This is a genomic window from Maribacter confluentis (genome assembly GCF_030505015.1).
Taxonomy (GTDB): Bacteria; Bacteroidota; Bacteroidia; order Flavobacteriales; family Flavobacteriaceae; genus Maribacter; species Maribacter sedimenticola.
Genome location: NZ_JAUKUC010000001.1, coordinates 3,189,439 through 3,214,446, shown reverse-complemented (window position 1 = coordinate 3,214,446; position 25,008 = coordinate 3,189,439). Strand labels below are relative to the sequence as shown.

Below are 25,008 nucleotides of genomic sequence, written 5' to 3'. Positions count from 1 at the left end.
AATAAATTTAAAAATTAACATCAATATTTATGGTGACACTTGCCAATAGGCGATTTTATTAAGTGAAACCTGTTCTCAATTAATTCAAATTTTAACAGTAGCACAATAATCGCTTTAGCTAATTTTGACTACTTTTTTAAAATAGGCAACAAATCAATGAAATCAACCTCGTTAATTTTTCTTTTTACCCTTTTGTCCAGCGCGTTATTGTATGCCCAAGATGAGTTACCTCTTCGTATGGACAATTCCAAGATCAGGCCCTTGCAAAAATTATTGGATAGCTCATTGCAGACCAATTTAAGGGATGAACTTACCTCGCATCCAGAATGGAACGACCTTATTATACAAAAGAAAATGGCGGTTGGTTTGGTTGATCTAAGTAATCCGGAAAAAGTTCGTTTTGCCCGCGTTAACGGCAACCATATGATGTATGCGGCAAGCCTTCCCAAGATTGCCATACTATTGGCCTCTATGGATGCTATTGAAAAAGGGGAATTAAAGGAAACTGCGGAAATTAAAAAGGATATGCGCTTAATGATCAGTAAATCTGACAATGCGGCTTCTACCCGTATGATCGATCGCGTAGGTTATGAAAAATTGGAAGCGGTGATGACAGATCCTAAATATGCCTTTTACGATGAGCAAAAAGGTGGCGGACTATGGGTTGGAAAACGTTATGGAAGTGGCGGGGACACCAATCGTGAACCCCTAAAAAATTTAAGCCATGCGGCATCGGTTACCCAGGTATGCAGGTACTATTATCTTTTAGCCAATGGTAAATTGGTAAACCGTAAAAGGTCCAAACAAATGTTGGATATTATGGAAGATCCGGAACTGCACCATAAATTTGTAAATACCCTGGACCAGATCGCACCCAATGCCCGTTTGTTCAGAAAATCAGGTTCATGGAGAACCTACCACTCAGATTCCATATTGGTTTGGGGAGAAGACAATAACAGAAGATACATATTGGTAGCGTTGATAGATGACGCCAATGGGGAACAAATTATAAGGGATTTGGTAAAACCTATTGAAAAGGTGTTGAAAAAGCCTGTACTTTAGGACTTGGAACAAAGAACCCCTTTTCTGCATGGTAGAAAGACTGATCAAAAAAATATTCGATGTACGTGAAGGCGAGTTCAAGGTTTCACTTTGGATGCTCGCCTACATTTTTTTGGTCATTGCCGTATTACTGATCATTAAACCCACCGTTAATGCCCTGTTCCTGTCTGAATTGGGTATTGAACAATTACCGTTCGCCTTTCTTTTAGTGGCCGTTACGGCCGTGGCAACATCCTATTTCTATTCTAGGGCAGTATCCAAATTTCCCTTAAAAAAGGTCATTGAGACCACCCTGATCAGTTCCATAATCATCTTGATAGGGTTGGGAATACTATTGTCATTAAATGTGGTTAGCGGTATATTACTCTATTTTTTCTATATCTGGGTGGCCATATATGCCGTTCTGTCCGCTTCCCAATTTTGGGTATTGGCCAACTTGGTATTCAATATCAGGGAAGCTAAAAGGTTGTTTGGCTTTATAGGTTCAGGTGCCATCATCGGTGGTATTTTTGGGGGTTACCTTACCTCTATTCTAGCTCCGCTCATTGGCAATGAAAACCTCATGTTCGTAGCGTCCCTACTCCTTTTTTTCTGTATTCCCCTATTACGTAAAATCTGGCATATACGGGTAAAAAAGAACGGTAGCATCAAAAAACACAAAACTGCCTCTAATATTAGTGAAGCACCCTTACGGCTTATTCTTAAATCAAAACACCTTACCTATATAGCTTGCATTGTAGCGGTAAGTGTAGTGGTGGCCAAATTGGTAGATTACCTCTTTAGTGAATTTGCTTCCACAGCCTTTACGGACGCAGACGAATTGACCGCATTTTTTGCATTTTGGTTTTCTACCTTCAACCTGCTGTCCTTGGTCATTCAACTTTTTTTTACACATAGGATCGTAGGTATTTGGGGCGTTGGCTTTTCCTTACTATTATTACCATTGGGCATTTTTGGCGGAAGCATGTTGTTTTTAATGCTTCCCGAACTTTCTGCCGTTGTGGTCATCAAGGCGATGGATGGAGTCCTAAAACAGTCCATTCATAAAAGCGCTTCAGAATTACTGACACTACCCCTGCCTTTCGATTTAAAAAATAGGACCAAGTCGTTCATAGATGTTGTCGTTGATAGTTTGGCCACAGGTATTGCCGGATGCCTCTTGATATTTGTAGTCCGTGGGCTGGACCTACCTTCAATCTATATCGGGGCACTCATCATTGCACTGGTATGCCTTTGGCTGTACTTTATTTACAAGGTACGTATAGAGTATTACAAGACCTTCAGGTCCAATTTGGAAATGCTTACGGACTCCTCAAAAAAGACCAAAAAGATTTCAACCACCAAAGTTTCCGTTGTCTCGGGAATGCGAACGGTATTTGCGAACGGTACAGAAGCTCAAATTCTGTTCATGTTGGACAAACTCATGGAAATCAATGACAAGCGTTTTGCCGCAGATGTGGAACAGTTGTTAGGACACCCAAGCAATAAGGTTAAATTATCCGCTATTCAAAACCTATACTTTTTAAATTCCAAAACAATGACCGCCAAGGTTTCCGAACTGTTGCTTATTGATGATCGTGAACTCACTATTGCAACCTTGGCCTATATCCTTAGCTTTGCCCACAAGGACAAATCGTTTGTGTTCGATGCCTATTTGGAACATTCCAATGAACGAATAGCCATGGCGGCGCTTTATTGTCTAGCAAGGGCGGCCAAAAATAATTATTCCCTTAAACAGCGTTATGGTTTGGTTGACCGCATTTCCAAGGCTATCGACAAAATAAATGATAGGGATGATAGCTATAAAGAGGCGGTAATTGAAATTTTAGGCATTGCCAATTTACCCCTATTTTACAACACATTGGGTACGTACCTGTACGATGACAGTGAGCATGTAGTACGCACGACCATAAAAGCTATTGGCACGGCAACAGATTCGTTTTTGGTGCAACTTATCATACCTTTTCTGATCCAAAAAAAGTATAGGGCAACGGTCATGGAAGCGTTTAAACTTTTTGGTCCTAGTATTATTCCCCTTCTGGGCAAACAGGTTCAAGAACGCAAACAGCCCTTGGAGGTTCTGCGTTTTATACCAGCGGCAATACAATCGTTCCATTCCAAGGAATCCGTCCATCAATTGCTGGGTATATTGACGGATAATGATTTAACGGTACGCTTAGAAGTGGTACGGGCCTTGAGTGCCATACGGGCCAGTCATCCGTATTTAAAATTTAATAGGTATAAAGTGGTTTCCGTAATATTTGACGAATGTAAATTGCACCATCAAACCTTATCTGCCATGCATACCCAAATAATTATTTCCTATCGCAATAGAACAAAATCCAAAAAGGAAATCACTGATGCAGAGAGAGATGCCCGTACCAGTCTTTTGGAACTTTTGGAACGCCGTTTGGATACAGGACTGGAACGCATTTTTAAACTCTTGGGCCTAAGGTACCAACAAAAGGATGTCGCCATTGCCTATGAAGGGCTACTGAGCCAAAAGCAAGAAGCCCAACAAAACGCAATAGAATTCTTGGACAATTTGCTGACCGGAGAGCTAAAGCGCAAATTGCTTCCTATAATAGAGGAAAGCGCCATGGATATATCGTCCGAAGAGGAGTTGCAAAAAATAAAGCATAAGATTCCAACGGAATTGGAATGCTTTAAATTATTGTTACAGGGCAATGACCTAAAGATTAAGTTGGCCGTTCTGTACCTCATAGCCCAACAGAAAGAACCTAAGTTCCTGCCCATGGTTGAAGGTCAACTTAATGACCCGGACCCAAAGATCAGAAGTTTTGCCTTAAATGCGTTTACCTCGTTATCTCCACAAAAACCGTAAGCATTTTTTACAGGATTACACGAAGCGTATACCCTGTTTGCCACAAATTTCGGCCAGTTTTTCAAAATTTGGAGGTCCTGGCGGTAATGCTGCTAATTCTTGAAACATAAGTTCTATTCCAGCGGGCAGTGCGGAAGTTATCATTTTTGCTTTTTCCGTACCTACTACCTTCCATGTATGGGGTATATTTTTTGGTGCAAAAGCAATATCACCGGCCTTAAGCACTTCGCTCTTGCCACCTACGGTAATTTCAACCTCACCCTTTACCACCCTAAAAATTTCATCTTCCTTGGTATGTATATGCGGAGGTATACCTACCCCGGGTTCCACATTGTCCACCCATTCAAAAATTTGATTCCCGGTTTCTGCACCCAATAACTTATGGGTCTGTATATCCCCGATCACATTGAACACATCGCCATCCGCATCCCTAATTACTTTGGGATCATTCATCTTGGGTAAGTTGACCGCCATACCTTTTTTTTGACCGAACATAACCCCTGACAATAAAGTGAAAACCACCCCATTACCTGACTGTTGTATAAATTTTTTTCTGTCCATGAATATAATTTTCAACCAAATTAACCATAAAACGTTATGGGATAAATGTGAAAATCACGGTATAACCCTAGAATTTAGGAAGTAACGCTCTTTCTTAGTTCAGATGGACTAACTCCTGTTTGGGTTTTAAAGAAATAACTAAAATAATCCGGTGTAGAAAAACCCAGTTCATATCCAATTTCCTTAATGGTTTTATTCGTGAATTTTAAGGCATGTCTGGAACGGATCAATAATTGTTCAATTATGATATTCTTGGAACTTACGTTCAAAACTTCCTGAACGCACTCATTTAAGTATCTGGTGGAAATGTTCAATAAGGAAGCATAAAAAGATACCTCGTGCGATTTTGCCAAATGTTGATCCACCATTTGTTTAAAAGCATATACAATATTGGCCTTGGTATGGTTTTTATCTACAATCGTCTTTATATTACATTGCCCATCACAATAAACGAAAAAGGTATTTAAAAGTGATATCAATGCATCTTCCTTATTATTTAGATGTGAACCCAAGAGCTCATCTATCATTTCCAAGATGGCCTGAGTTCGTTTTTCAATTCCCGGACTTAATTTAAGTAAGGGTACCGTACTGGTATTGAACATCCTTATCTGACTAATATGCAGTTTACTAAGTAACGGGTGGGATAGCACCTCATCCGCCAGGTTAAGGATATAGCCCGAATTAGAATTGCCATCTTTGATATACAGTTTCCAATTTACTTTTTTGTCCAAAAAGAATATGGAATTGGACATGTTAGGATAAAGGACCCCATCAATTTCCAGTCCCTTGATCTCATCTTTGACCCAGCAGACGGTATAATAGCCTTCGTTATATTTTTGGGAAACATTTTTGACTATTTTCGATATGGTTATGGTATCGTTTTCCATCAATAAAATGTTGGTTAATTGTACTGGCCGTTAATTGCCCGATGTACCTAAGATACAACATTTAAATTTTAAAAAAACTTAAGAATTCTCCTCCAATTCCATAATCAAATTAGCAATTAAAGCTGTCCACCCCGTTTGGTGCGATGCTCCCAAACCTTTACCGGAATCTCCATCAAAAAACTCATAGAAAAAATGCTGGTTTTTAAAATGTTCATTTTTTGTGAATAGATGCTGGCGGTCATCAGAATGGTATTGGAACTTTCCATCCGCATTGCGCTGAAATAACTTGATCAATCTTTTGGAGATTTCGTTCGCTATTTCATTCAAGTTCATCTTTACACCGGAACCTGTTGGAAATTCGTAAACATATTGCTCACCATAGAACGAATAATACTTTCTTAATGATTGTACGATCATATAATTTAAAGGTAACCAAATAGGACCACGCCAATTGGAATTACCTCCAAACATGTTGGAACGGCTTTCCCCTGACTCATATTGAATTTGGTGATGTCCATTATGTTGAAAAACATACGGATGCTTTTCATGATACTTGGACAACGAGCGAATACCAAATTCTGATAAAAATTCATTTTCATCCAACATTCTATACAAAAGCTTTTCCAGTCTAAAGCCACGCATGATGGAGAACAGGTAATTTCCGTCCTGGTTATATTCTTCAATATTGGATACCAGGGAAGCCAAATCTGGTCTAGTCCTTACAATTTCTGCCGCCCTAACTTTAAAATGTTTGAGTTCTTCAAATAAATCTTTATGGATGATTTCTACAGCAAACAGTGGTATAATCCCTACCAAAGACCTAACTTTTAACCGATCTGTTGTACCGTTGGACATTTCTACGACATCGTAATAAAAATTATCCTCATCATCCCATAATGAAATATCTTTCTTGCCTATATGGTGCATTGCCCATGCTATATTCAAGAAATGCTTGAAGAATTTGGCCACACTATCTTCATAGATAGGGTTGGTCTTGGCCAGCTCCAACGTCATTCTTAACATGTTAAGGGTGAACATGGCCATCCAGCTAGTAGCGTCTGCCTGTTGCATACGGGTTATACCGTCTGGCATATGGTTGCGATCAAACACTCCAATATTGTCCAGTCCAAGAAATCCGCCTTCAAAAAGATTGGTTCCACTTTTATCCTTTTGGTTTACCCACCAGGTAAAGTTGACCAATAGTTTTTGATAGGCTTTTTCCAAGAATAACGTATCTCCTTTACCGGTACGCTTTTTATCCTTATCATAAACCGTCCATACCGCCCAAGAATGAACAGGTGGATTTACATCACTAAAATTCCACTCATAAGCAGGGATCTGTCCATTAGGATGCATGTAGTTCTCACGCAATACCAACAATAATTGCTCTTTGGCAAAATATGGGTCTATCTCTACAAAAGAGGCCATATGAAAGGCAAGGTCCCATGCCGCATACCAAGGATACTCCCACTTATCGGGCATTGAAATTACATGTCTGTTCGTGAGATGTTCCCAGCTGCTGTTTCGTGTATCCGTACGGTAAGGTTTAGCCTCACCGGCACCGCCAAATAACCACTTGAATACATCATAATAGTAGAATTGTTTGGTCCATAATAATCCGGAAAATGCCTTCTTGGCAATTTCTTGCTGATCCGCCGGCAGTTCTTTTTTAAGAATATCGGCATAAAATTCTTCGCACTCGGTTATTCTTTTTGTAAATATCGCATCAAAATCACCAAATGGATCGTCATTTTTCTTTTTGCTCAAACGAACCTTAATTGATTTTTCTTCCCCAGATCTTAATTTTAACTCGTGCCATACCGCAAATTTAGACCCTTTATTATTGGGGTTAACGGTAGCCTTACCATTTACCACATGGTTATTAATACCGTCCTTTACATAATCCACCTCATTGGGAACACTGTAAATGCGCTCATTATTGGTCTCATTCTCACAGAACAGTTGCTTACCGTTCTCATGATAAAAATAATACCTGCCATTTCTGGTACTTCTGGATTGTACGGCCGTACCAGAAATTGACTTCATCTCCGGACGTTCAAAACGGTCATTATGCTTCCAAAAATTCCTAAACCAAAGATGGGGCAATACATGAATACTTGCCGCTCTTGGCCCCCTGTTTACCACGGTTACCTTCATTAAAATATCCCCAACATCTGCTTTGGCATATTCTATATAACAATCAAAATAGGTGTTATTGGCAAACGCTTTGGTATCCAAAATTTCATATTCTGCGTCTTCCCTACCACGTTCCCTGTTTTTCTTTAACAACTCTACATATGGAAATTTTTTGTGCGGGTATTTATATAAATACTTGGAGTACGAATGTGTGGGGGTAGATACCTGGTGAAAATAAAGCTCTTTTACATCTTCCCCATGATTACCTTCATTATTGGTCAAACCAAATAAGCGTTCTTTTAATATTGGGTCCTTACCGTTCCAGAATGCAGGTGCCAAACATAGAATTTCCCTAGAATCACAATAACCGCCAATTCCTTCTTCTCCCCACCTGTAAGCATTGCTACGCGCCTTGTCATGTGTTACAAAATCCCACGCATTTCCATTAACGCTATAATCCTCCCTTACGGTACCCCATTGCCTTTCAGCAAGGTAAGGCCCCCATCTTTTCCAGTTCTTATAATTATCTTCTACGGCTAACCGTTCCTCTTCTGCATTTTTATAGGCCATATGATATATATGTATTACTAACTATTAAAAATTCCAATCTAGACTCCATAACCACTTACGATATAGAATCTTAAAAAGTTGGACAATTTATGATAATCTTAAAAAATAGAAACAAAAATACTACATGTAGCTCCAATTAAATGTCAAACTACACCCGCATTTGAACAGTATTGCCTAATCGTCAAAAAATGTGCTAAAAATCATCAACTTTAAAAAATAAAATCAATAATTCTTATGAACTTGAAGCACAGCTTTAATTCTTAGATATACCAAACATACATAGACCATTATTAAGAAAATTGCTGGGCTCGGACAGCCATAAACCATTAACAGTTTCATGATTTAAAAAATCATATATTTAAGGATGAAAAATACCAACCAGCTCTTAAGCCTGCTTTTTATTGTAGGGTTCAATACTTTAAACGCACAGGGCGATAGATTAAGTGATTATGTTCAACCCATAGACGGCTCTCAATTACAGTTGGAAATGACCGGTATACCTGCAGGGAATTTTTTAATGGGAAGTCCGGCATTAGAACATAATAGAAGTAAGGATGAAGGTCCTGTACATGAAGTAAGCTTATCCGCATTCTACATATCAAAGTACGAAATAACCTGGGAAATCTATAATCTGTTCGTTAACAGAACCATTGATTCTGTCGTGCAAAATAATAAGGCTAATGACTTGAAATTGGCCATGGACGCCATTGCCGGGGCCACCGTTCCTTATGTAGATATGAGCTTAGGTATGGGGACGGGAAAGGGTTTACCCGTGGGTAACGTAACGCATTATGCCGCATCACAATTCTGTAAATGGCTATCTGCCAAAACCGGTCATTTTTATAGATTACCTACTGAAGCGGAGTGGGAATATAGTGCCCGTGCCGGAACCCGTACGGCCTATTATTTTGGTGATGACCCCAATTCATTAAAAGATTATGCCTGGTATTATGAAAATAGCAACGATACTTATCATCCTGTAGGACAAAAATTACCCAATGCTTGGGGATTGTACGATATGCACGGAAATGTTGCAGAGTGGACCTTGGACCACTATGTACCAGAGGCGTATTCAAAAAGGGTGGCACATACCCAATCTCCTAGGGAACAGTTGGCTACTTCATATCCTAATACGGTACGTGGTGGTTCATATTATGATGATGCCGAATACATACGAAGTGCAGCACGGTTAGGGTCTACGGAAAATTGGAAAATGAGGGACCCACAATTTCCAAAAAGTAAATGGTGGAATACAGATGCACCCTTTGTGGGCTTTAGGGTCGTAAGGGACCCTAACATACCCAATGAAAACGAGATACATAAATATTGGGGTGAATAGCCCCTACCAAACCTAAAACCAAAAAAATCATGATCAACTCAAAAAATGACAACACAAAACGTACCGAAAATTCAAGACGAGGATTTTGCAAAAACACCGCACTTGCAGGCGCCGGATTATTATTACCAGGATTAGATATCCCTGTAATGGCAAATGTATTTAATGATAAAAAATTAAAATTGGCCGTAATAGGTTGTGGAGGGCGCGGTACTGGAGCCGCCAACCAAGCATTAAAGGCCGATGACAATATAGAATTAGTGGCCATGGCCGATGCTTTTCAAGACCAATTGGATAAAAGTTTGGGTAACCTACAGAAAGAATTTGAGAGCACAAATAAAGTGAACGTAAAGGATGCCCATAAATTTGTAGGTTTTGATGCCTATAAAAAGGCCATAGACCAAGCCGATGTCATAATTCTTGCTACTCCACCGGGTTTTAGGCCCTATCATTTTGAATATGCCATAAACGCTGGAAAGCATGTATTCATGGAAAAACCTTGCGCAGTAGATGCTCCCGGCATCCGTAAAGTATTGGAAGTAGCCAAGATTGCCAAGGATAAAAAATTAAACGTTGTTGTTGGCCTACAGCGCCATTACCAGAATAATTATCTGGCCATAGCCGAAAAGATTAAGCAAGGTGAGGTGGGCAAAATAGTTTCTGGGCAAGTGTATTGGAACAGTGCCGGGGTTTGGGTAAGACCCCGGCAAGAAGGCCAATCGGAACTGGAATATCAAATGCGGAACTGGTATTACTTTAATTGGTTGTGCGGTGACCATATTTTAGAACAACACATCCATAATATAGATGTAGCAAACTGGTTTATTGGTGAATACCCAATTTCTGCCCAAGGAATGGGAGGTAGATTGGTACGGACAGGAAAGGACCATGGTGAAATATTTGATCATCATTTCGTTGAATTCACCTACCCCAGCGGAGCTGTAATAGCCAGTCAATGTCGTCACCAACCAGGTACATGGTCCAAAGTCGGCGAGAATTTTCAAGGCACAAAAGGCAGTATTGAAATGAGAGATGCCGGTGCCGCAACCATTGTAGGTTTAAATGGAGAAAAAATGTTCGACTACCGCAATAGAAACGACCCAAATCCTTATCAAGTAGAGCACGACCGATTATTCGCTTCTATCCGAAACAAGGAGGTCATCAGCGATACGGAAAATGGAGCAAAAAGTACTTTGACCGCTATTATGGGCCGTATGGCAACCTATTCTGGAAAAGTAATTACATGGGAAGATGCCATGGCATCACAAAAACAAATTATGCCCAATGAGCTTACTTGGGACGCTATGCCACCAAGTGTACCAAATGCTGATGGCAATTACCCCATACCTACTCCGGGTGTTACGGATGTATTGAGTTAGATAAGAAAGCGTTATGTATTAAAAGTCTTATAGTGGAAACATCGATTAAAATAATGTTCCACTACTAAGACTTAATTAAAGGATTATATTCCATAAAAACGCCTTTTTTAAAGATAGAACTATTACCCTTTTTGAATAATCTTATCAATATTTCCGGCCAAATACATATGGTCACTAGCAGAATTTTTACGCAAAACATTGGTCATTAGCACCACCATATACCTGCAATTATTAGGATGCTCCACTATAATAACGGAATTCATATAATTGGTAACGTTACCCATGTATTTTCCACATGCCTCTCCTTTGCTACGATCACATTTGTAAAGTGAACCTGATTTAAAGTACACCGCAGCTTCCTTTAAGGCAGGTGCTTGTGCATAACGTATTCTTCTATCGGTCATGTACATTAACCGTTTCATTTCCAAACTAGACACTTCATCCACAACCTTTCCTTGCTCTAACTGTACCAAAAATTTCATCAACCCTTGTGGTGATCCTATACTGCCCCCTTTATCACCGACATAGGTGTTTGCCCCACGTGTAAAAAAGCTCCCTAAACGCCATTCATCTGCAGTAATGCCTAAATCTCGTAAGGGTAAATTAACCACATCGTTTCCTAAATCCGTCAGTTCCTTCTTAGGGGTTTCCTTAAAATAAGTATCAGCTTCTTCTTGTGTTAAATCAGGATATTGTTCACCAAAAGCGGCCATCAACAATACTTCTCTCCAGACAATGCTTGCAGCACCGTTATTACTAACGGACAACATATGATCCGCCCATTCATAAAGCGTAAAAACATCACTGGCAATAACTTGGCGTTTAACCAATGTGTTTTTTTCAATATTATAGATAGGAATGGTATGTTCATCCGTTAATCCCCATACACCCGCTTTAACCGATTTATTCTTTAAAAGTTCGGTTCTCAATTCAAATGAATCCGGATATATTTTGGCCAACTGAGTAAAAAGTCCGTTAAGAACGGCCAATTTACCTACGCTACCTGGTTGATATCCTGCAGTTTCGTTGCGTTCCGCATAGCGGATTTGTTGAGAATCGGATATATCTAAAACGGTCAACGAATAACTCTTGTCCAAACCACGGAACAGTGCAATGATTTCTTTCTGAAAATCTGCATCAATCTGCATCAATGCCATAGCGCTATCTTCCTTTCTATCCAGGAGATTCAGTTGAATCTCGCTGTATGATTTTAAGGCTCCGTTAGGTAATGTCGTGGCGTCCTTAATTTCACCACTCTTAATCAGTTCTAAGCGTTTTAAGCGTTTGATACCTGTACGTTCGTAACCGTCTATTGGATAATATGTATAAGGTGCAAATGCAGAAGCCGTTAAGACGACTACCAATACTATTAATACTTTTTTCATTATAATTTTGTGCTTAAGGGAATTTCTTTACCGGTATTTATTTTGGGGGTAATGGATTCCAGATACCCTGAACTTAATGCTTTTTTATTTTCTACAAAAGGACGTATTTGAAACAACCATAACTTATCATCCTTAAATCCGAGTTCAACATCATACGCCCCATCATAATCGGAATTGGTCTCATCCGCTAAGGCCATACGGATCGTTTTGGCCAAATTTTTTATTTCCCTTATATTTATTTCATTGACGACCCTTGTCTGAAAGGTAGCCACCTTTTTCGCGGTACCCCCTGTTATGGGCAACGTATTGTACAAGGGTTCCCGTGCCGGTGCCAGCAACCTATAACCTTCATTGGCATAAACGGTATACGTTTCCGCAGATTGACCATCTACGGCACCGCCCGCGCCCCTACTAAAAGCTATGGTAAGGTCCTCTTCATTTCCGGAATTAATTCCTTTGGTTATCAAAACTCCGGAATAATCCACATCCACACTGGGTATGACCAATATGGAAGGAAAAACGTTCTCTGGGTTCAACAGATATTTTTGACGCCATTTAAAACTACGCTCCGTATAGGGTGATGCCCACACCTCTTTAATACCATTTAAGATCTTTTGCTTGTCCAATACATTGAACAATGTAAGATTTAAGCCGGCACCCGTAAATTCCTTTAAATCCTCCATGTTCGTATCACTGCGCAAAAACACGGGGATGTCTCCAAAATCGGCACCCAGCACCTGTTTAAAGGATTTGTCCAATTGGACCATAAAATCCTCCTTTAACGGCATTTGCTTAATAGCATTGCGCAAAGTCTCCAATTGGAGCAATTGGTAATTCTCTACCTCTGGCTCTGGTACTGCAGTGTTTCTCATGCGTTCAGCTTCGGCGAACATTGCATTTAAAAACTCCCAATAGGAAACACTCTGTCCAGGCATCCGTTGGTCCATATGGTCCCTGAAAATTCCAAACGGAATTACCAATCCTTCTACCACTTGATCGGGAAACATTTTCTTTAACTGCCCTAAATTGGCCGCTTTAGGTCCACACAATGCACCAGAGTCACTGGCATCTACATTACGCATATTCAAGACTTCTGTATTTTTTAATTGTATTTTTTCTATAGGTACTTCTATTTTATCGGTATTACGTTCTTTTTTCACAAAAAGCGCGCGCTCTTCCGCGGTCATTTCACTTTCGGGCTTAAGGATAACATTTCCTTTATTGGATACGGCATAGAATACCCTATCCCCATCATATTTTTTTAAACTTTGAAGATTGCCATCAGAAAGGGCGGCATTTGGTATTCCAAGGTTTCTGGCCAATAATTGTACGTGAGAAACCATATTCCCCTCAGCCACGGTGGCAATACCCGCCACTGGTTTTAAGTCTGACGGGGAACGCTGGAAAATATATATTTTATCGGAAGAAACTTCAATGTCCTCAGATGAACCGTCCACTACCACCAGTTCCCCAAATGCATAGCCGGGGTTTAGTCCCCTGAACGTACTTTGGTTGGCAATATCCATTACCTTATTGGTCAGTGCAGACTCTTTGGCGATGAAATTTCCCAATTCTCCCACACTTTCACCCAAATGTAGCGCTATGGAACCCCTTATACGATCATCTATAAAGGCATACGCCTTAGGTTCAAATGTGGTATATACATCAATGATATCCTGATAGTTTGCCTTGACCATAGCGGCACTCCATTCCACAGCCGCCCTAGCAGTTTCCAATATGGTGGTCAATTCTGCCAAACTCAATTTTTCCTGTCCATATTGGCTCAAGGCGCCTGAAATCTGTTCCCATTCCCAAAGTTCAAGATAGCCAGCTCCAACGGAGGCCGTGGTCAGGGCACATATTTTTTCAAGTTGCCCGGCAACGGTAGTTGGTTCCCACAAAGATGCATTCTTGAACAAAAGCTCTTCTAGCTTTAAGGAAATATCCAGCAATTGCAATCTTGCTAAAGGCCGTTTTTCCAACAAGAGCCCTTCCCTTATCTCAAAAAGAAGTTGTGCTGTTTCGTTTACCAAATAAGACGGCGTTTTATTGACATCAAGTCCTTTTGAAAATGCAAGTACCTTATCACCAAGCGCGGTGCCCTGTACCAAGTTGGAACTATCAAGCAAGGCCTGTATATCTAACGGTTTAAAAAAAGTCTGCATGGTTACTACCAGCGCATTTATTTTCTTGGTAAGGTCTACGGTCAATACCTGTTGATGCTTATTTTTAAATTCAATCACTTTTTGGATATCCGAAACTTCTGGCTGGCTATGAATTTTGGTGCGTAAATCCATAAATGGCGTGTATTGGTCTGAAACAACTTTGGATTCACTCCGCATTTGTTGCGCTATATTATCATCGCCATTATGCGGTACATCCTTTAAGGTTTGCCGTATAAAATAAAATTCCCGTTCAAGAAGTTCTTCCTTGACCAATAGCCATTTGTAAAAAGAGATTCCGCGTGCTTCCTCATCCTCTACTTGTAGCGCCCCTCTATAATACTGACCTTTTTGATTTATCCAACCGTTATCTATCAACCGCAGGTATCTATCTAACTGGTATTGTTTTAGTCGCGAATGGTTATGGGTCACATCCAACAGTTCCTCATTTGTGGTATATGCCAAGATCTGCCCTAAAAAAATATGGTTGCTTTTCCCTAAGGAAACCACTTCATCCTTATAACGGGCATGTTGTTGGCCGGGGCCAATAGGTTCAGGACACGGATCTTTGGGCTGCCTTATGCTGCCGTCCGCACAAAACCAACGTATATCCTTATATGGACCGCGTACATCATTTTTAAACCGTGCTACCATCTCATTTATCCTATTAGGGTTAATTGCAGATTGAGCATAAACAGAATGGACATTCACCAAGCAGATGGCAAACAGTAGTAGATAAAAGCGAAGTAAAAAAATCTTTTTCAAATGTTGGTTTTTGTTTCGACACCAAAGGTAGTATCAAAAAATACTATTTGGGCTCGTATTCATAAAATTATTTGCAACAATAACAATAATAGCGTACTGAAATACAGTTCTTTAAGCCTTAGAAAAAAGATTCATAATAAAATGATAAAAAAAATCGTTATTCAAATATTTAGATTTCATTTGTATCGACATTTCAACCTTATAAAAACGGTGTGAAAATCAACAAAAAAATCAATAACTAAACGTATAAAAAAATGAAATCACTTTTAACGGTACTGTTTTTAACCTTAACTTCCTTAACCAGTGCATATAGCCAAGATGCCGAAAAAATGGACGCAACTTTTGTTGGCTATGAGGATGAAATGTACGTATTCACGGATAATGAAGGGTATAGGGTTGAGTTCAGCAACATTTCAAAAGAAGCAAGCCAAAAATATGATCTTACCGATCCTATGTATGTTGGCAAACAGTTTATCCTAACGTTTACGGTAGATACCGAAATGGACGAAGATGACGAGGAGATTCAGGTAAGTACGATCGTGACGCTGATGATGCCTCAATAATTTAATTAAAAGGACCTAAGGTCCTTTTTTTTATGCCCATGTGTTAACGGGGCCATACTATAATCGCATTAAAAAAGCAACTTCAAAGAGCCGAATCTTTTTCGTTTCTTTGTATTTCAATAACAAATTTTAAGATGACTTTACTAGGTATTGATGTAGGAGGATCAGGAATTAAAGGCGCATTGGTAGATGCAAAAACAGGAAAAATGATTTCTGAACGCTATCGAATTCCTACGCCAAAACCCAGAACCCCCGAAGCAATGACCGATGTTATTGCGGAAATTGTTACGCACTTTGACCATAAAGGAAAAGTTGGTTGCGGCTTCCCTACCATCATCAAAAACGGGGTCTGCAAGGCAACTGGCAATCTAGACCCTAGCTGGTTGGGCGTAAACGTGGAAAAAGTTTTGGAAAAGAAAACCGGATTGGATTTTACCGTACTCAACGATGCCGATGCCGCAGGTTATGCCACCATGAACTATGGTACCGGAAAGAACAAAAAAGGCTTGGTCATCATGATCACTATAGGTACAGGACTGGGAAGCGGTGCTTTTCTGGACGGTAGATTAATCCCTAATTTTGAATTGGGACAGATTCCCTATAAAAAATATGAGAAAATAGAAAAATGGGCAGCTGGTTCCGCCAAGGACAAAGAAGGACTTTCCTATAAAAAATGGGGCAAGAGATTCAACACTTTTTTAGAGTACGTTGAATTGATTGTTTCCCCTGACCTTATTATTTTGGGAGGTGGGGCGTCCAAGGATTTTGACCAATTTAAATCGCAGATCAAAATAGAGACCAAGGTAATTCCCGCCAAATTACAAAACCATGCAGGAATTATTGGCGCTGCCGTTGCCGCCTTGCATAAAGTATAATGTATCATAAACCCATAAAAAAATCCCAAAGCTATCTTTGGGATTTTTTTTATGGGCCGCTTTTTTAATTTAAGATCTTGGCATCTACAGGCACATCAAAAAAATTGATGGGTAAATCAGACTCAAAGGAAACATCAGAGAAATCAATTTTTGTGATGTACGTACCTGGTTTGCCTACTTCCGTGGTCCAATAGGTTTTAAACCCACCCGGTAAAATTATTCCGTCCACTTCTTGTTCGCCAATAAATTCCGTAAATTTTTCAGGGGCGTGACCACCGTCCTTAAAATATTCAGGATAAGAAACAATGTACCTCATAACGGCCACCTTATTGGAATCCTTACCTATATATAAGATATAATAATCATCTGGCGCATCACCGATTCCCGCATCAAAAGTCACCTTGACCACATGATATTCCACGCCTTTAAAAGTCTCTGGTTTCAATAGTTCAAGATTTACCCCTTCCCCATTCAGAATAAAAGGATGACCTATAAAGTACAATGGCGTCAAAGCCCAGAATTTGGTGTCATAGGCAAAGGCGGTGCTATCCTTGGCCTTTACCCAAGCCTTTTCACCTGTCCACCCAAAACGTGCCGTAGAATCCGTTGTGCTGGTATGTACCGCACGGTTACTCCATGTATCCACAGTTTGGTAACTATCCCTAACGGTCTTACCGTCCTGGGGTTGATAATTAAAACGGAATGAAATGGGTCCGTTGGCATACCAAGTATCCAAACCGCCATGTGCCTCCATAGCGTTCCAAATTACCTTACCGGCTTCTGTTGTAGCCAATTGCTGCTTTGCTTTGGCCACCCTAGCGGATACCCATGCCTTAGGAATTGAAATAGTTTTTTCTTTCTGGACTTCAGTTTTGGGTTCTTCTGTATTTGGCTTCGTTGTTTCCTTACAAGAAACAAAAAAGGAACATACTGCAAATAGCATTATTGGGTAACTTATTTTCATAGTTGGGTGCCGGTAGATTAGTTACCAATTAAGATTACACGGCTTTATGATCTAAACTGGCTGTTTTTCTTTGCTCGTAATTCTGTGCCACGACCTCGTCAAGCGCAGCCGGGTCCTCAAAATTCAAGCGATTTTCTTTCAGTCGCTCCTCTCCTCCAAAAATTACTTGGATCTCTTTATTTAACATTCCTTCCAGGGAACGCTTGGCCACAAGCTCCGGAGAATCCATCTCACGATCCTTGAACTTTTGCATCATATCTGTATTCGTAGCCGTAGGAAAAGAACAGGTAACACTAATATTGAATGGCGCAAGTTCCCGCCTCATAGCGTCTGAAAATTGACGCACTGCGGCCTTGGTGCTTGCATAAACCGAATAAAAGGGCATTCCAATTAACCCCAATCCGGAAGAAATATTCAAAATAGCGGCTTCCTCCGCAGATTTTAATAAGGGAATACAATATTTGGTGAGTAAAAGTATGGAGGTATAGTTTATAGCCACCTGATCATAAATGTCCTCGTCAGGTATGTCTTCCAATGGTCCTGCAGAAACAATTCCCGCATTATTGATCAGGATATCCAAATGGCCCCATTTATCTTCAATACGCGCGGCAGTTTCCCGTAATACCTCTATATTGGCCACATCACCGGCAATCTTCAAAAACTTTACGTCTTCAAATTCTTGGGACAACTGCTTAAGATTATCCCTGTCACGGGCAATTACCGCTATTTTACTAACCCCTCCGTTTACGAGTTCACGTACCATACTTTTACCGATACCCCGTGTACCACCGGTAATAAGTACATTTTTACCTTCTAGTTGCATAATTCCTTAGTTTGAGTTGAGTTTAATTTTCACTTTAAATTAGATAAATTTCCGTGTAGAAGCGAAGAAATTTGAAGGATGCACGGATTATTAGGAAAGTAAGAAAATCTATCTTAATTTTTTGCGTTTTTCTTGATCAAACAGTTATTATGGCCTATACCTTAGCCGTTGTAAATGGGGATATTCAAGATAAATACTTATGTTTATAGTGCATAAAAAAGCCACCCGTTCAGGTGGCTTCAATTTATTTGTAAAATATCCTTTATTTTAAAAGAGACGCGTTACGCAATCTTGTTACGTTTACGCTCATTCTCTGTTAAATAAATTTTACGTAGACGTAAGAACTTTGGCGTTACTTCTACATACTCATCTTTTTGGATGTATTCCAATGCTTCTTCCAGTGAGAATTTAATTGCAGGAACAATCTTGGCCTTATCATCTGCCCCAGAAGAACGCACGTTGGATAACTTTTTGGTCTTGGTAATGTTCACGGTCATATCATCTCCACGAGAGTTTTCACCAATTACCTGGCCTTCATAAATATCCTCACCCGGATCTACGAAGAACTTACCACGGTCTTGCAATTTATCTATGGAGTAAGGAATAGCTTTCCCTTTTTCCATGGAAACCAAAGAACCGTTCTGGCGTTGTGGAATTTCTCCTTTCATAGGTTGATACTCCAAGAAACGGTGTGCCATAATGGCTTCACCAGCCGTTGCGGTCAATAATTGGTTACGTAGGCCGATGATACCACGAGATGGAATTTCAAATTCACACAACATACGGTCACCTTTTGCCTCCATTTTAGTCATTTCCCCTTTACGGATGGATACCATCTCTACTGCTCTACCGGAAACTTCTTCTGGTAAGTCAATGGTCAAATGCTCAATAGGCTCACATTTAACACCATCTATTTCCTTGATAATTACCTGTGGTTGTCCGATCTGCAATTCATAACCTTCACGACGCATAGTTTCTATTAACACGGAAAGGTGCAAAACCCCACGGCCAAAAACCAGGAATTTATCCGCACTATCGGTTTCGTTGACACGTAATGCCAAGTTTTTCTCCAATTCCTTGGCCAAACGATCTTTAATATGTCTAGAAGTCACAAATTTACCATCCTGTCCAAAGAACGGACTATCGTTAATGGTAAAAAGCATACTCATTGTTGGCTCATCTATTGCGATAGTTTTCAATGCTTCCGGATTTTCCAAATCGGCAACGGTGTCACCAATTTCAAAACCTTCAACCCCAACCAAGGCACAGATATCACCAGTTTCTACTTCTTGTACTTTTTTACGTCCTAAACCTTCAAATACGTATAGTTCCTTAATTTTTGATTTAACGATACTACCATCTCTTTTTACTAAGGAAATAGGTTGACCTTCTTTCAATGTTCCTCTTTGTAACCTACCAATAGCGATTCTACCGGTAAATGAAGAGAAATCCAACGAGGTAATCAACATTTGTGTATTACCTTCCTTAGGCTCAAAAGTTGGGATATGCTCAATGACCATATCCAATAAAGGTTCTATGTTTTCAGTTTGATTTTTCCAATCCTCGCTCATCCAATTGTTCTTTGCAGAACCGTAGACTGTAGGAAAGTCTAACTGCCATTCTTCCGCACCAAGTTCAAACATAAGGTCGAACACCTTTTCATGAACCTCCTCTGGAGTACAGTTTTCCTTATCTACCTTATTGATTACCAAGCAAGGCTTTAAACCTAGGTCAATTGCTTTTTGCAGTACAAAACGCGTTTGTGGCATGGGTCCCTCAAAAGCATCTACCAATAACAATACCCCATCTGCCATATTCAATACACGCTCAACCTCACCACCAAAATCGGCGTGACCGGGAGTATCGATTATATTTATTTTAGTATCCTTATAAATAACGGAAACGTTCTTGGAAGTAATGGTAATACCACGTTCTCTTTCCAAATCGTTATTATCCAAAATTAAATCACCTGTGTTCTCGTTTTCACGAAACAAGCTACAGTGGTACATTATTTTGTCTACCAAGGTGGTCTTACCGTGGTCAACGTGCGCAATGATCGCAATATTCTTTGTAGTGGACATAAGGTCTATTTTAAGCGTGCAAAGATACTTCAAATTTTAATAGCTACACTTAATCTTATGTTATTTTTATCTTATTGATTTTGAGCAGGTTCTATCAATAGATTGTAGTTATTTTCTACCACCTATGACCCAGCCCAATCGGGCGTCTACCAAAATACCCGTAACCTTGTCAAATTCATTGATAAAAATACCCGGGCCAAAGGCCAAACTAAAATAGAACCCTTTTTTATACGTACGCTGTAAACCATATACCAATGCTGCATTGTAATAGTAATCAGAAGCATATTCCAAATTCCCGATCAATGGGGTTCCAAACTGGAATTGGTTCAAAAAAGATATGTAATTACCAGAATTACCGGATATATTCTTTCTTTTTCGCAAACGTCTTTCAAAATTGATATAGTTTCTAAAATCTGCCGCAAAACCCGGATAAATTCCAAATTGGGTCTCCGTATTGGTTGCACCCCTTAGGGCAAACCCTATAATTGCTTCCATGTTTATGGTAGATTTATTGCCTACCCCTACTTCATAGGATGCTCCTGGCAATAAGGCATTTACCTTGAAAATGCCTTCTTCTACCAATCTATTGGTTTGGGCGTTGGCATAAAAAATTGACAATAACAGTACGGGTAAAAAGAAAAGTTGTTTCATTGGTTGGATCGGTTAATTTATGTGGACATATAACAATAATTGGACCACTTTAATCAAAAACCGGTTTTCTTGATGTTCTTTTTGTAGGTACCCAGCCTAACGTAAAACCGATCAAAGGACCGTAGCCACTTGCCACCCCATCACCTCTATAATAACCTGCCCCAAGTTCTGCATTAAAATTAAAACCTTTTGGATACGTACGTTGAATGCCGTACACCATGCCATAAAATCCCAGATTAAAATCATCTGGTCCGGTAATATTGGTAGTAAGCCTGGCTTGCGAAAAGAAAATTGCCTGGGCCGCTGCAATATAGTTTCCAGAATTACCGCTTACATTTTTGTTTTTATTTACCCTTCTATTAAAATTATGATAATAGCGGTATCTATTGTTCAAGGCAAGTCCTATTACATAACCAGGTTCATAAGTGGCCATACCCAAACCAAGTGCCGTAGACACACTTTGATTTCTAAAGAGTCCCAGCTCATAGCTCAACCCCGGACTGAACAGATCCAATTTAAATTGATGCCGTTCCAGATGAATGATTCCCGTTCCTTTTTCCGTAACCCCGTTTATTTGGGAATGTACCCCTACACCCCATAATATAATGATTACCATACCTAATTTTTTCATGTCCCAGGATTTAAGTTGCCTTTAAATCTAAAAACTATGATATGGATTAGTACTATCTTTATATAAAATTTATGATATGGACTTGAACAAGATTCCCCAAATAAAGTATACGGATAGTCAAAATTTCTTTCTTCTTGCCGGCCCTTGTGCCATTGAAGGCGAAGAAATGGCAATGCGTATTGCGGAACATATGGTAACCCTGACCAATACCCTACAGATTCCTTATGTCTTTAAGGGCAGCTTTAAAAAAGCCAATCGTAGTAGATTGGATTCGTTTACTGGGATAGGTGATGAAAAAGCTTTAAAAATTTTACGCAAGGTTTCTGAAACCTTTGAGGTACCTACGGTGACCGATATACATACGGAACAGGATGCCGCAATGGCTGCCGAATATGTAGATGTTCTACAAATACCGGCATTTTTGGCACGCCAAACCGACCTTGTCGTTGCTGCAGCCGAAACAGGAAAAACGGTGAACATTAAAAAAGGGCAATTTATGAGTCCGGAAAGTATGAAACATGCCGTAAACAAGGTTACGGAGACCGGTAACGAACAAGCGATCATAACCGATCGGGGTACCATGTTCGGCTATCAAGATATGATCGTGGATTTTAGGGGCGTACCCACCATGAAGCAATTTGCCCCTGTAGTATTGGATGTAACGCATTCCTTACAACAGCCCAATCAATCTTCCGGGGTGACGGGAGGCAGGCCTGCATTAATAGGTACTTTGGCCAGAGCTGGTATTGCAGCAGGTGTAGACGGACTTTTTATAGAAACACATTTTGACTGTGCCAATGCCAAGAGTGATGGTGCCAATATGTTGGATCTAGCCTTAATGAAAAAACTATTGACAGATTTAGTGGCTTTGAAAGCGGTAGTCAACCAATTTTAATCCAAATCAGCACGTTTATAAAAACCGTTTTTACGCACGGAATACGCGTCTTGGAGTACATCGGTCAAGATATTGTCATTAATCTCTTCCAAAGAACTATAACGTAATGAACGTACTACTTTTCGCTTTTCGGAAACTAGTACGTTTAAATGTTTGGTAAGGTGTGCAGAATTCCAAAAAGCTATATCCACAAATTTATGTTTATGCGACGCGTTCAAATAACAGATAGGTGATTTTCCTATATAAAAACAGGGAATATTCCATTTATATTTTAATTCAACATTGGGCAAGGTCTGCTCGATCTTCATTTGCAAATGCATTAATATACCCCTGTATGGTTCTGGTTGGTTAAAAATATAAAGCTCTGCCGGGTTCATAGATTACGTTAAGAAGTTCATAATAACATCTTTACCTAGATGATTTAAGTCTCAAATATATAATTTTACCGTTTTTAAACTTGAAGAATGTCTAACAAAATAGTCTTTATAATAATTATAATCCTCACATTTACAACCCCTTACCGTTCTTTTTCCCAAGACAATGATGATATAAAATGGTATTTCAACAACAGTAAAAGTTTAAGCGAACTTTGGGAATTGGACGATGAGCACCATCGTGGCACATTTATCATTACGTCTTACAAACCTATTTATTTAACGGCCGTAAAATATTCTACGGATACCAATAGGTATCCAGTAGCGGAAAACTCCACCAAAACGCTAGACGCCCCTGTTAGCCTAAACACATCGGAATCCAAGTTTCAAGTAAGTTTAAAAACCAAGATTTTTCATAAAATGTTTGATGGTCGTATGGACCTTTGGATGGGCTATTCACAGACCGCCTATTGGCAGATATATAATACGGAACGCTCAAGGCCGTTCAGGGAGCTGAACTATCAGCCGGAATTGATCGCCAATTTTCCGGTATCCTTTAAATTTCTTGGGTTGGACGCTAAAATGATCGGTGCATCCATCATCCACGAATCCAATGGGCAGTCAGACCCTATATCCAGAAGCTGGAACCGTATCGCTTTTCATGCCGCTTTTGAACACAATAATTGGCAAGTAATGTTAAAACCATGGATACGGTTAGGCAGCAAAATCGATGATAACGAGAATATTTCCAATTTTATTGGCCGTGGTGAGGCCAATATCGTTTATGACCTGGGTAGACAGCGGTTTAGGGCAATTGCCAGACATTCCTTGAATATAGGCGATAAAAGTAGGGGCAGTTTACAATTCACCTGGTCGTTCCCCATATTCGAGAATTTTAACGGACACCTACAGGTTTTTGATGGTTTCGGGGAAACGTTGATCGACTACAATCATAGACAGACCACTTTTGGTATAGGCGTCTCTTTAATAAACTAGTAATCTAGCCATTACACAATTGCCGGTTACTGAATACTGGTTTTAAATTTTTTGGGCGTAGTACCTTCTTGACGTTTAAAGGCTGCAGAAAAATGGGTTGCATTTTTATAACCTATTTGCTCCGCAATTTCATAAATAGGCAAATCAGTGTTCACCAGAAGTAATTTAGCCTTTTCTATCTTTTTATTGATACTATATTCATGAACGGTTTGTCCAAAAACCCGCAAGAATTCCCTGTTCAGCAAGGTTTTATTCATACCCACTTCTTTAGATAATGTAGCCACCGAATAATTAATGGCTAAATTATCACTGATCTTTTTTTTGACACTTAAAAGTTTCTTTACCCTGTGACTATTTTGAACCGAGTTGTTCTTATAATGTTCTTTCTTATAATTGGAAACTTGAATGGCCAACATTTCAAAAACCTTAGCCTTCAAATAAATTAGTCTTGCCGTACCTTCTAAACTAAGCGTATCAAAAGATTCAAGGATTACCATCATCTCATTAGAAATGGGTACCACCAAATTATCATCTATAAGTTCTTTTAATTTAAGATCATTGAAAAAGCCATGTTTTGTTAAGAACGCATTAGACAACCTTACTTTAATTTCCTTATAAGTTTTGTTCCCTGCAATCTTAGATGTGCCATGAAAAGATTTAATATTTGCCATGTAAGAATCACCGCTACCTAAAAAAATATCTTCACAGCCTGCAACAGATATTACCCGTTCACCCTCAATTAAAAAAGTAAGCTGCACAAAATCTATAGTTAGCTGTTGTTTTAAGATAATATCTTTCTGTAACCTAAAATGCATTGCAGATATACAAACATCTTCAATTTGTATTACATCTATACTGCCTTGCCCAAATGAATCTTTTATACGGTATACCTTATGGTCAATATCATTGTTCTCCTTAACCTCAATACAATCGGCAATTTCACTATACGACATTTTATTGGTCTCAGATAAATCTACAATCTGTTCATCTGTAAAACTGCGTCTTTTTTTTATCATTTCACGTCATTTCTAATCCACGACAAGGTCATAAATTCGCTTCAAATTTAT

Annotated in this window: 20 protein-coding genes; 8 read left to right on the top strand and 12 right to left on the bottom strand. The window is 39.5% G+C overall.

Annotation, left to right across the window (positions count from 1 at the left end):
* Nucleotides 1-156: 156 nt before the first annotated feature.
* A complete protein-coding gene (locus Q2T41_RS13920) occupies nt 157-1,062 on the top strand; it encodes a serine hydrolase (protein WP_304436563.1) in 906 nt (301 codons plus the stop codon).
* 28 nt (nt 1,063-1,090) lie between these two features.
* Complete coding sequence (locus tag Q2T41_RS13915; RefSeq protein ID WP_304436562.1) at nt 1,091-3,907, top strand: Npt1/Npt2 family nucleotide transporter; 2,817 nt, start codon at nt 1,091-1,093, stop codon at nt 3,905-3,907.
* A 15-nt stretch (nt 3,908-3,922) separates the two neighbouring features.
* Here Q2T41_RS13915 and Q2T41_RS13910 read toward each other — a convergent pair whose 3' ends face one another.
* From Q2T41_RS13910 to Q2T41_RS13900, 3 genes are all read right to left on the bottom strand, one after another.
* Nucleotides 3,923-4,468: a cupin domain-containing protein gene (locus Q2T41_RS13910; protein ID WP_304436561.1), complete on the bottom strand. Its 546-nt coding sequence runs from the start codon at nt 4,466-4,468 to the stop codon at nt 3,923-3,925.
* A 74-nt stretch (nt 4,469-4,542) separates the two neighbouring features.
* The gene (locus Q2T41_RS13905) at nt 4,543-5,355 is read right to left on the bottom strand and encodes a helix-turn-helix domain-containing protein (protein WP_304436560.1); all 813 of its coding nucleotides are present in this window, start codon (nt 5,353-5,355) and stop codon (nt 4,543-4,545) included.
* Between the two features lie 78 nt (nt 5,356-5,433).
* Entirely contained in the window at nt 5,434-8,061 is a 2,628-nt protein-coding gene (locus Q2T41_RS13900; RefSeq protein WP_304436559.1) for an MGH1-like glycoside hydrolase domain-containing protein, read from the bottom strand.
* A gap of 364 nt (nt 8,062-8,425) precedes the next feature.
* On the opposite strand from Q2T41_RS13900, the gene Q2T41_RS13895 reads away from it, so the two are divergent.
* Together Q2T41_RS13895 and Q2T41_RS13890 are read left to right on the top strand one after the other, a co-directional pair.
* The gene (locus Q2T41_RS13895; protein WP_304436558.1) at nt 8,426-9,400 is read left to right on the top strand and encodes a formylglycine-generating enzyme family protein; all 975 of its coding nucleotides are present in this window, start codon (nt 8,426-8,428) and stop codon (nt 9,398-9,400) included.
* Between the two features lie 29 nt (nt 9,401-9,429).
* The gene (locus tag Q2T41_RS13890; RefSeq protein WP_304436557.1) at nt 9,430-10,776 is read left to right on the top strand and encodes a Gfo/Idh/MocA family protein; all 1,347 of its coding nucleotides are present in this window, start codon (nt 9,430-9,432) and stop codon (nt 10,774-10,776) included.
* 122 nt (nt 10,777-10,898) lie between these two features.
* On the opposite strand, the gene Q2T41_RS13885 is transcribed toward Q2T41_RS13890, so the two are convergent.
* Entirely contained in the window at nt 10,899-12,161 is a 1,263-nt protein-coding gene (locus Q2T41_RS13885; protein ID WP_304436556.1) for a serine hydrolase, read from the bottom strand.
* Nucleotides 12,161-15,088 carry a PEP/pyruvate-binding domain-containing protein gene (locus Q2T41_RS13880; RefSeq protein WP_304436555.1) on the bottom strand — a complete coding sequence of 976 codons (2,928 nt, stop codon included), beginning with the start codon at nt 15,086-15,088 and terminating at the stop codon, nt 12,161-12,163. Before Q2T41_RS13880 ends, Q2T41_RS13885 begins: the two co-directional genes overlap by 1 nt.
* 254 nt (nt 15,089-15,342) lie before the next feature.
* Here Q2T41_RS13880 and Q2T41_RS13875 point away from each other — a divergent pair, with 254 nt between their 5' ends.
* Nucleotides 15,343-15,651 carry a hypothetical protein gene (locus tag Q2T41_RS13875; protein ID WP_304436554.1) on the top strand — a complete coding sequence of 103 codons (309 nt, stop codon included), beginning with the start codon at nt 15,343-15,345 and terminating at the stop codon, nt 15,649-15,651.
* A gap of 134 nt (nt 15,652-15,785) precedes the next feature.
* Entirely contained in the window at nt 15,786-16,526 is a 741-nt protein-coding gene (gene ppgK / locus Q2T41_RS13870; protein ID WP_089259542.1) for a polyphosphate--glucose phosphotransferase, read from the top strand.
* Between the two features lie 64 nt (nt 16,527-16,590).
* Here ppgK and Q2T41_RS13865 read toward each other — a convergent pair whose 3' ends face one another.
* From Q2T41_RS13865 to Q2T41_RS13845, 5 genes are all read right to left on the bottom strand, one after another.
* Complete coding sequence (locus tag Q2T41_RS13865) at nt 16,591-17,490, bottom strand: DUF6503 family protein (protein ID WP_304436553.1); 900 nt, start codon at nt 17,488-17,490, stop codon at nt 16,591-16,593.
* 34 nt (nt 17,491-17,524) lie between these two features.
* Entirely contained in the window at nt 17,525-18,313 is a 789-nt protein-coding gene (locus tag Q2T41_RS13860; protein WP_304436552.1) for an SDR family NAD(P)-dependent oxidoreductase, read from the bottom strand.
* Between the two features lie 281 nt (nt 18,314-18,594).
* Nucleotides 18,595-20,394 (bottom strand): translational GTPase TypA, encoded by a 1,800-nt coding sequence (gene typA, locus Q2T41_RS13855; RefSeq protein WP_304437451.1) that lies wholly within the window; start codon nt 20,392-20,394, stop codon nt 18,595-18,597.
* Nucleotides 20,395-20,502: 108 nt separating this feature from the next.
* Nucleotides 20,503-21,045, bottom strand: coding sequence for a hypothetical protein (locus Q2T41_RS13850; protein WP_144804883.1), 543 nt, complete (start codon nt 21,043-21,045; stop codon nt 20,503-20,505).
* Between the two features lie 49 nt (nt 21,046-21,094).
* Nucleotides 21,095-21,676: a hypothetical protein gene (locus tag Q2T41_RS13845; protein WP_304436551.1), complete on the bottom strand. Its 582-nt coding sequence runs from the start codon at nt 21,674-21,676 to the stop codon at nt 21,095-21,097.
* A 76-nt stretch (nt 21,677-21,752) separates the two neighbouring features.
* Between Q2T41_RS13845 and kdsA the strand changes: the two genes are divergently transcribed.
* On the top strand, nt 21,753-22,571 hold the full coding sequence (kdsA, locus tag Q2T41_RS13840) for a 3-deoxy-8-phosphooctulonate synthase (protein WP_304436550.1): 819 nt from the start codon (nt 21,753-21,755) through the stop codon (nt 22,569-22,571).
* Here the strand turns inward: kdsA and Q2T41_RS13835 are convergent.
* Complete coding sequence (locus tag Q2T41_RS13835) at nt 22,568-22,948, bottom strand: DUF1801 domain-containing protein (RefSeq protein WP_304436549.1); 381 nt, start codon at nt 22,946-22,948, stop codon at nt 22,568-22,570. The genes kdsA and Q2T41_RS13835 overlap by 4 nt on opposite strands.
* Nucleotides 22,949-23,035: 87 nt before the next feature.
* Between Q2T41_RS13835 and Q2T41_RS13830 the strand changes: the two genes are divergently transcribed.
* Nucleotides 23,036-23,941 (top strand): phospholipase A, encoded by a 906-nt coding sequence (locus Q2T41_RS13830; protein ID WP_304436548.1) that lies wholly within the window; start codon nt 23,036-23,038, stop codon nt 23,939-23,941.
* 26 nt (nt 23,942-23,967) lie between these two features.
* Here Q2T41_RS13830 and Q2T41_RS13825 read toward each other — a convergent pair whose 3' ends face one another.
* Complete coding sequence (locus Q2T41_RS13825; protein ID WP_304436547.1) at nt 23,968-24,957, bottom strand: helix-turn-helix domain-containing protein; 990 nt, start codon at nt 24,955-24,957, stop codon at nt 23,968-23,970.
* Nucleotides 24,958-25,008 lie beyond the last annotated feature (51 nt).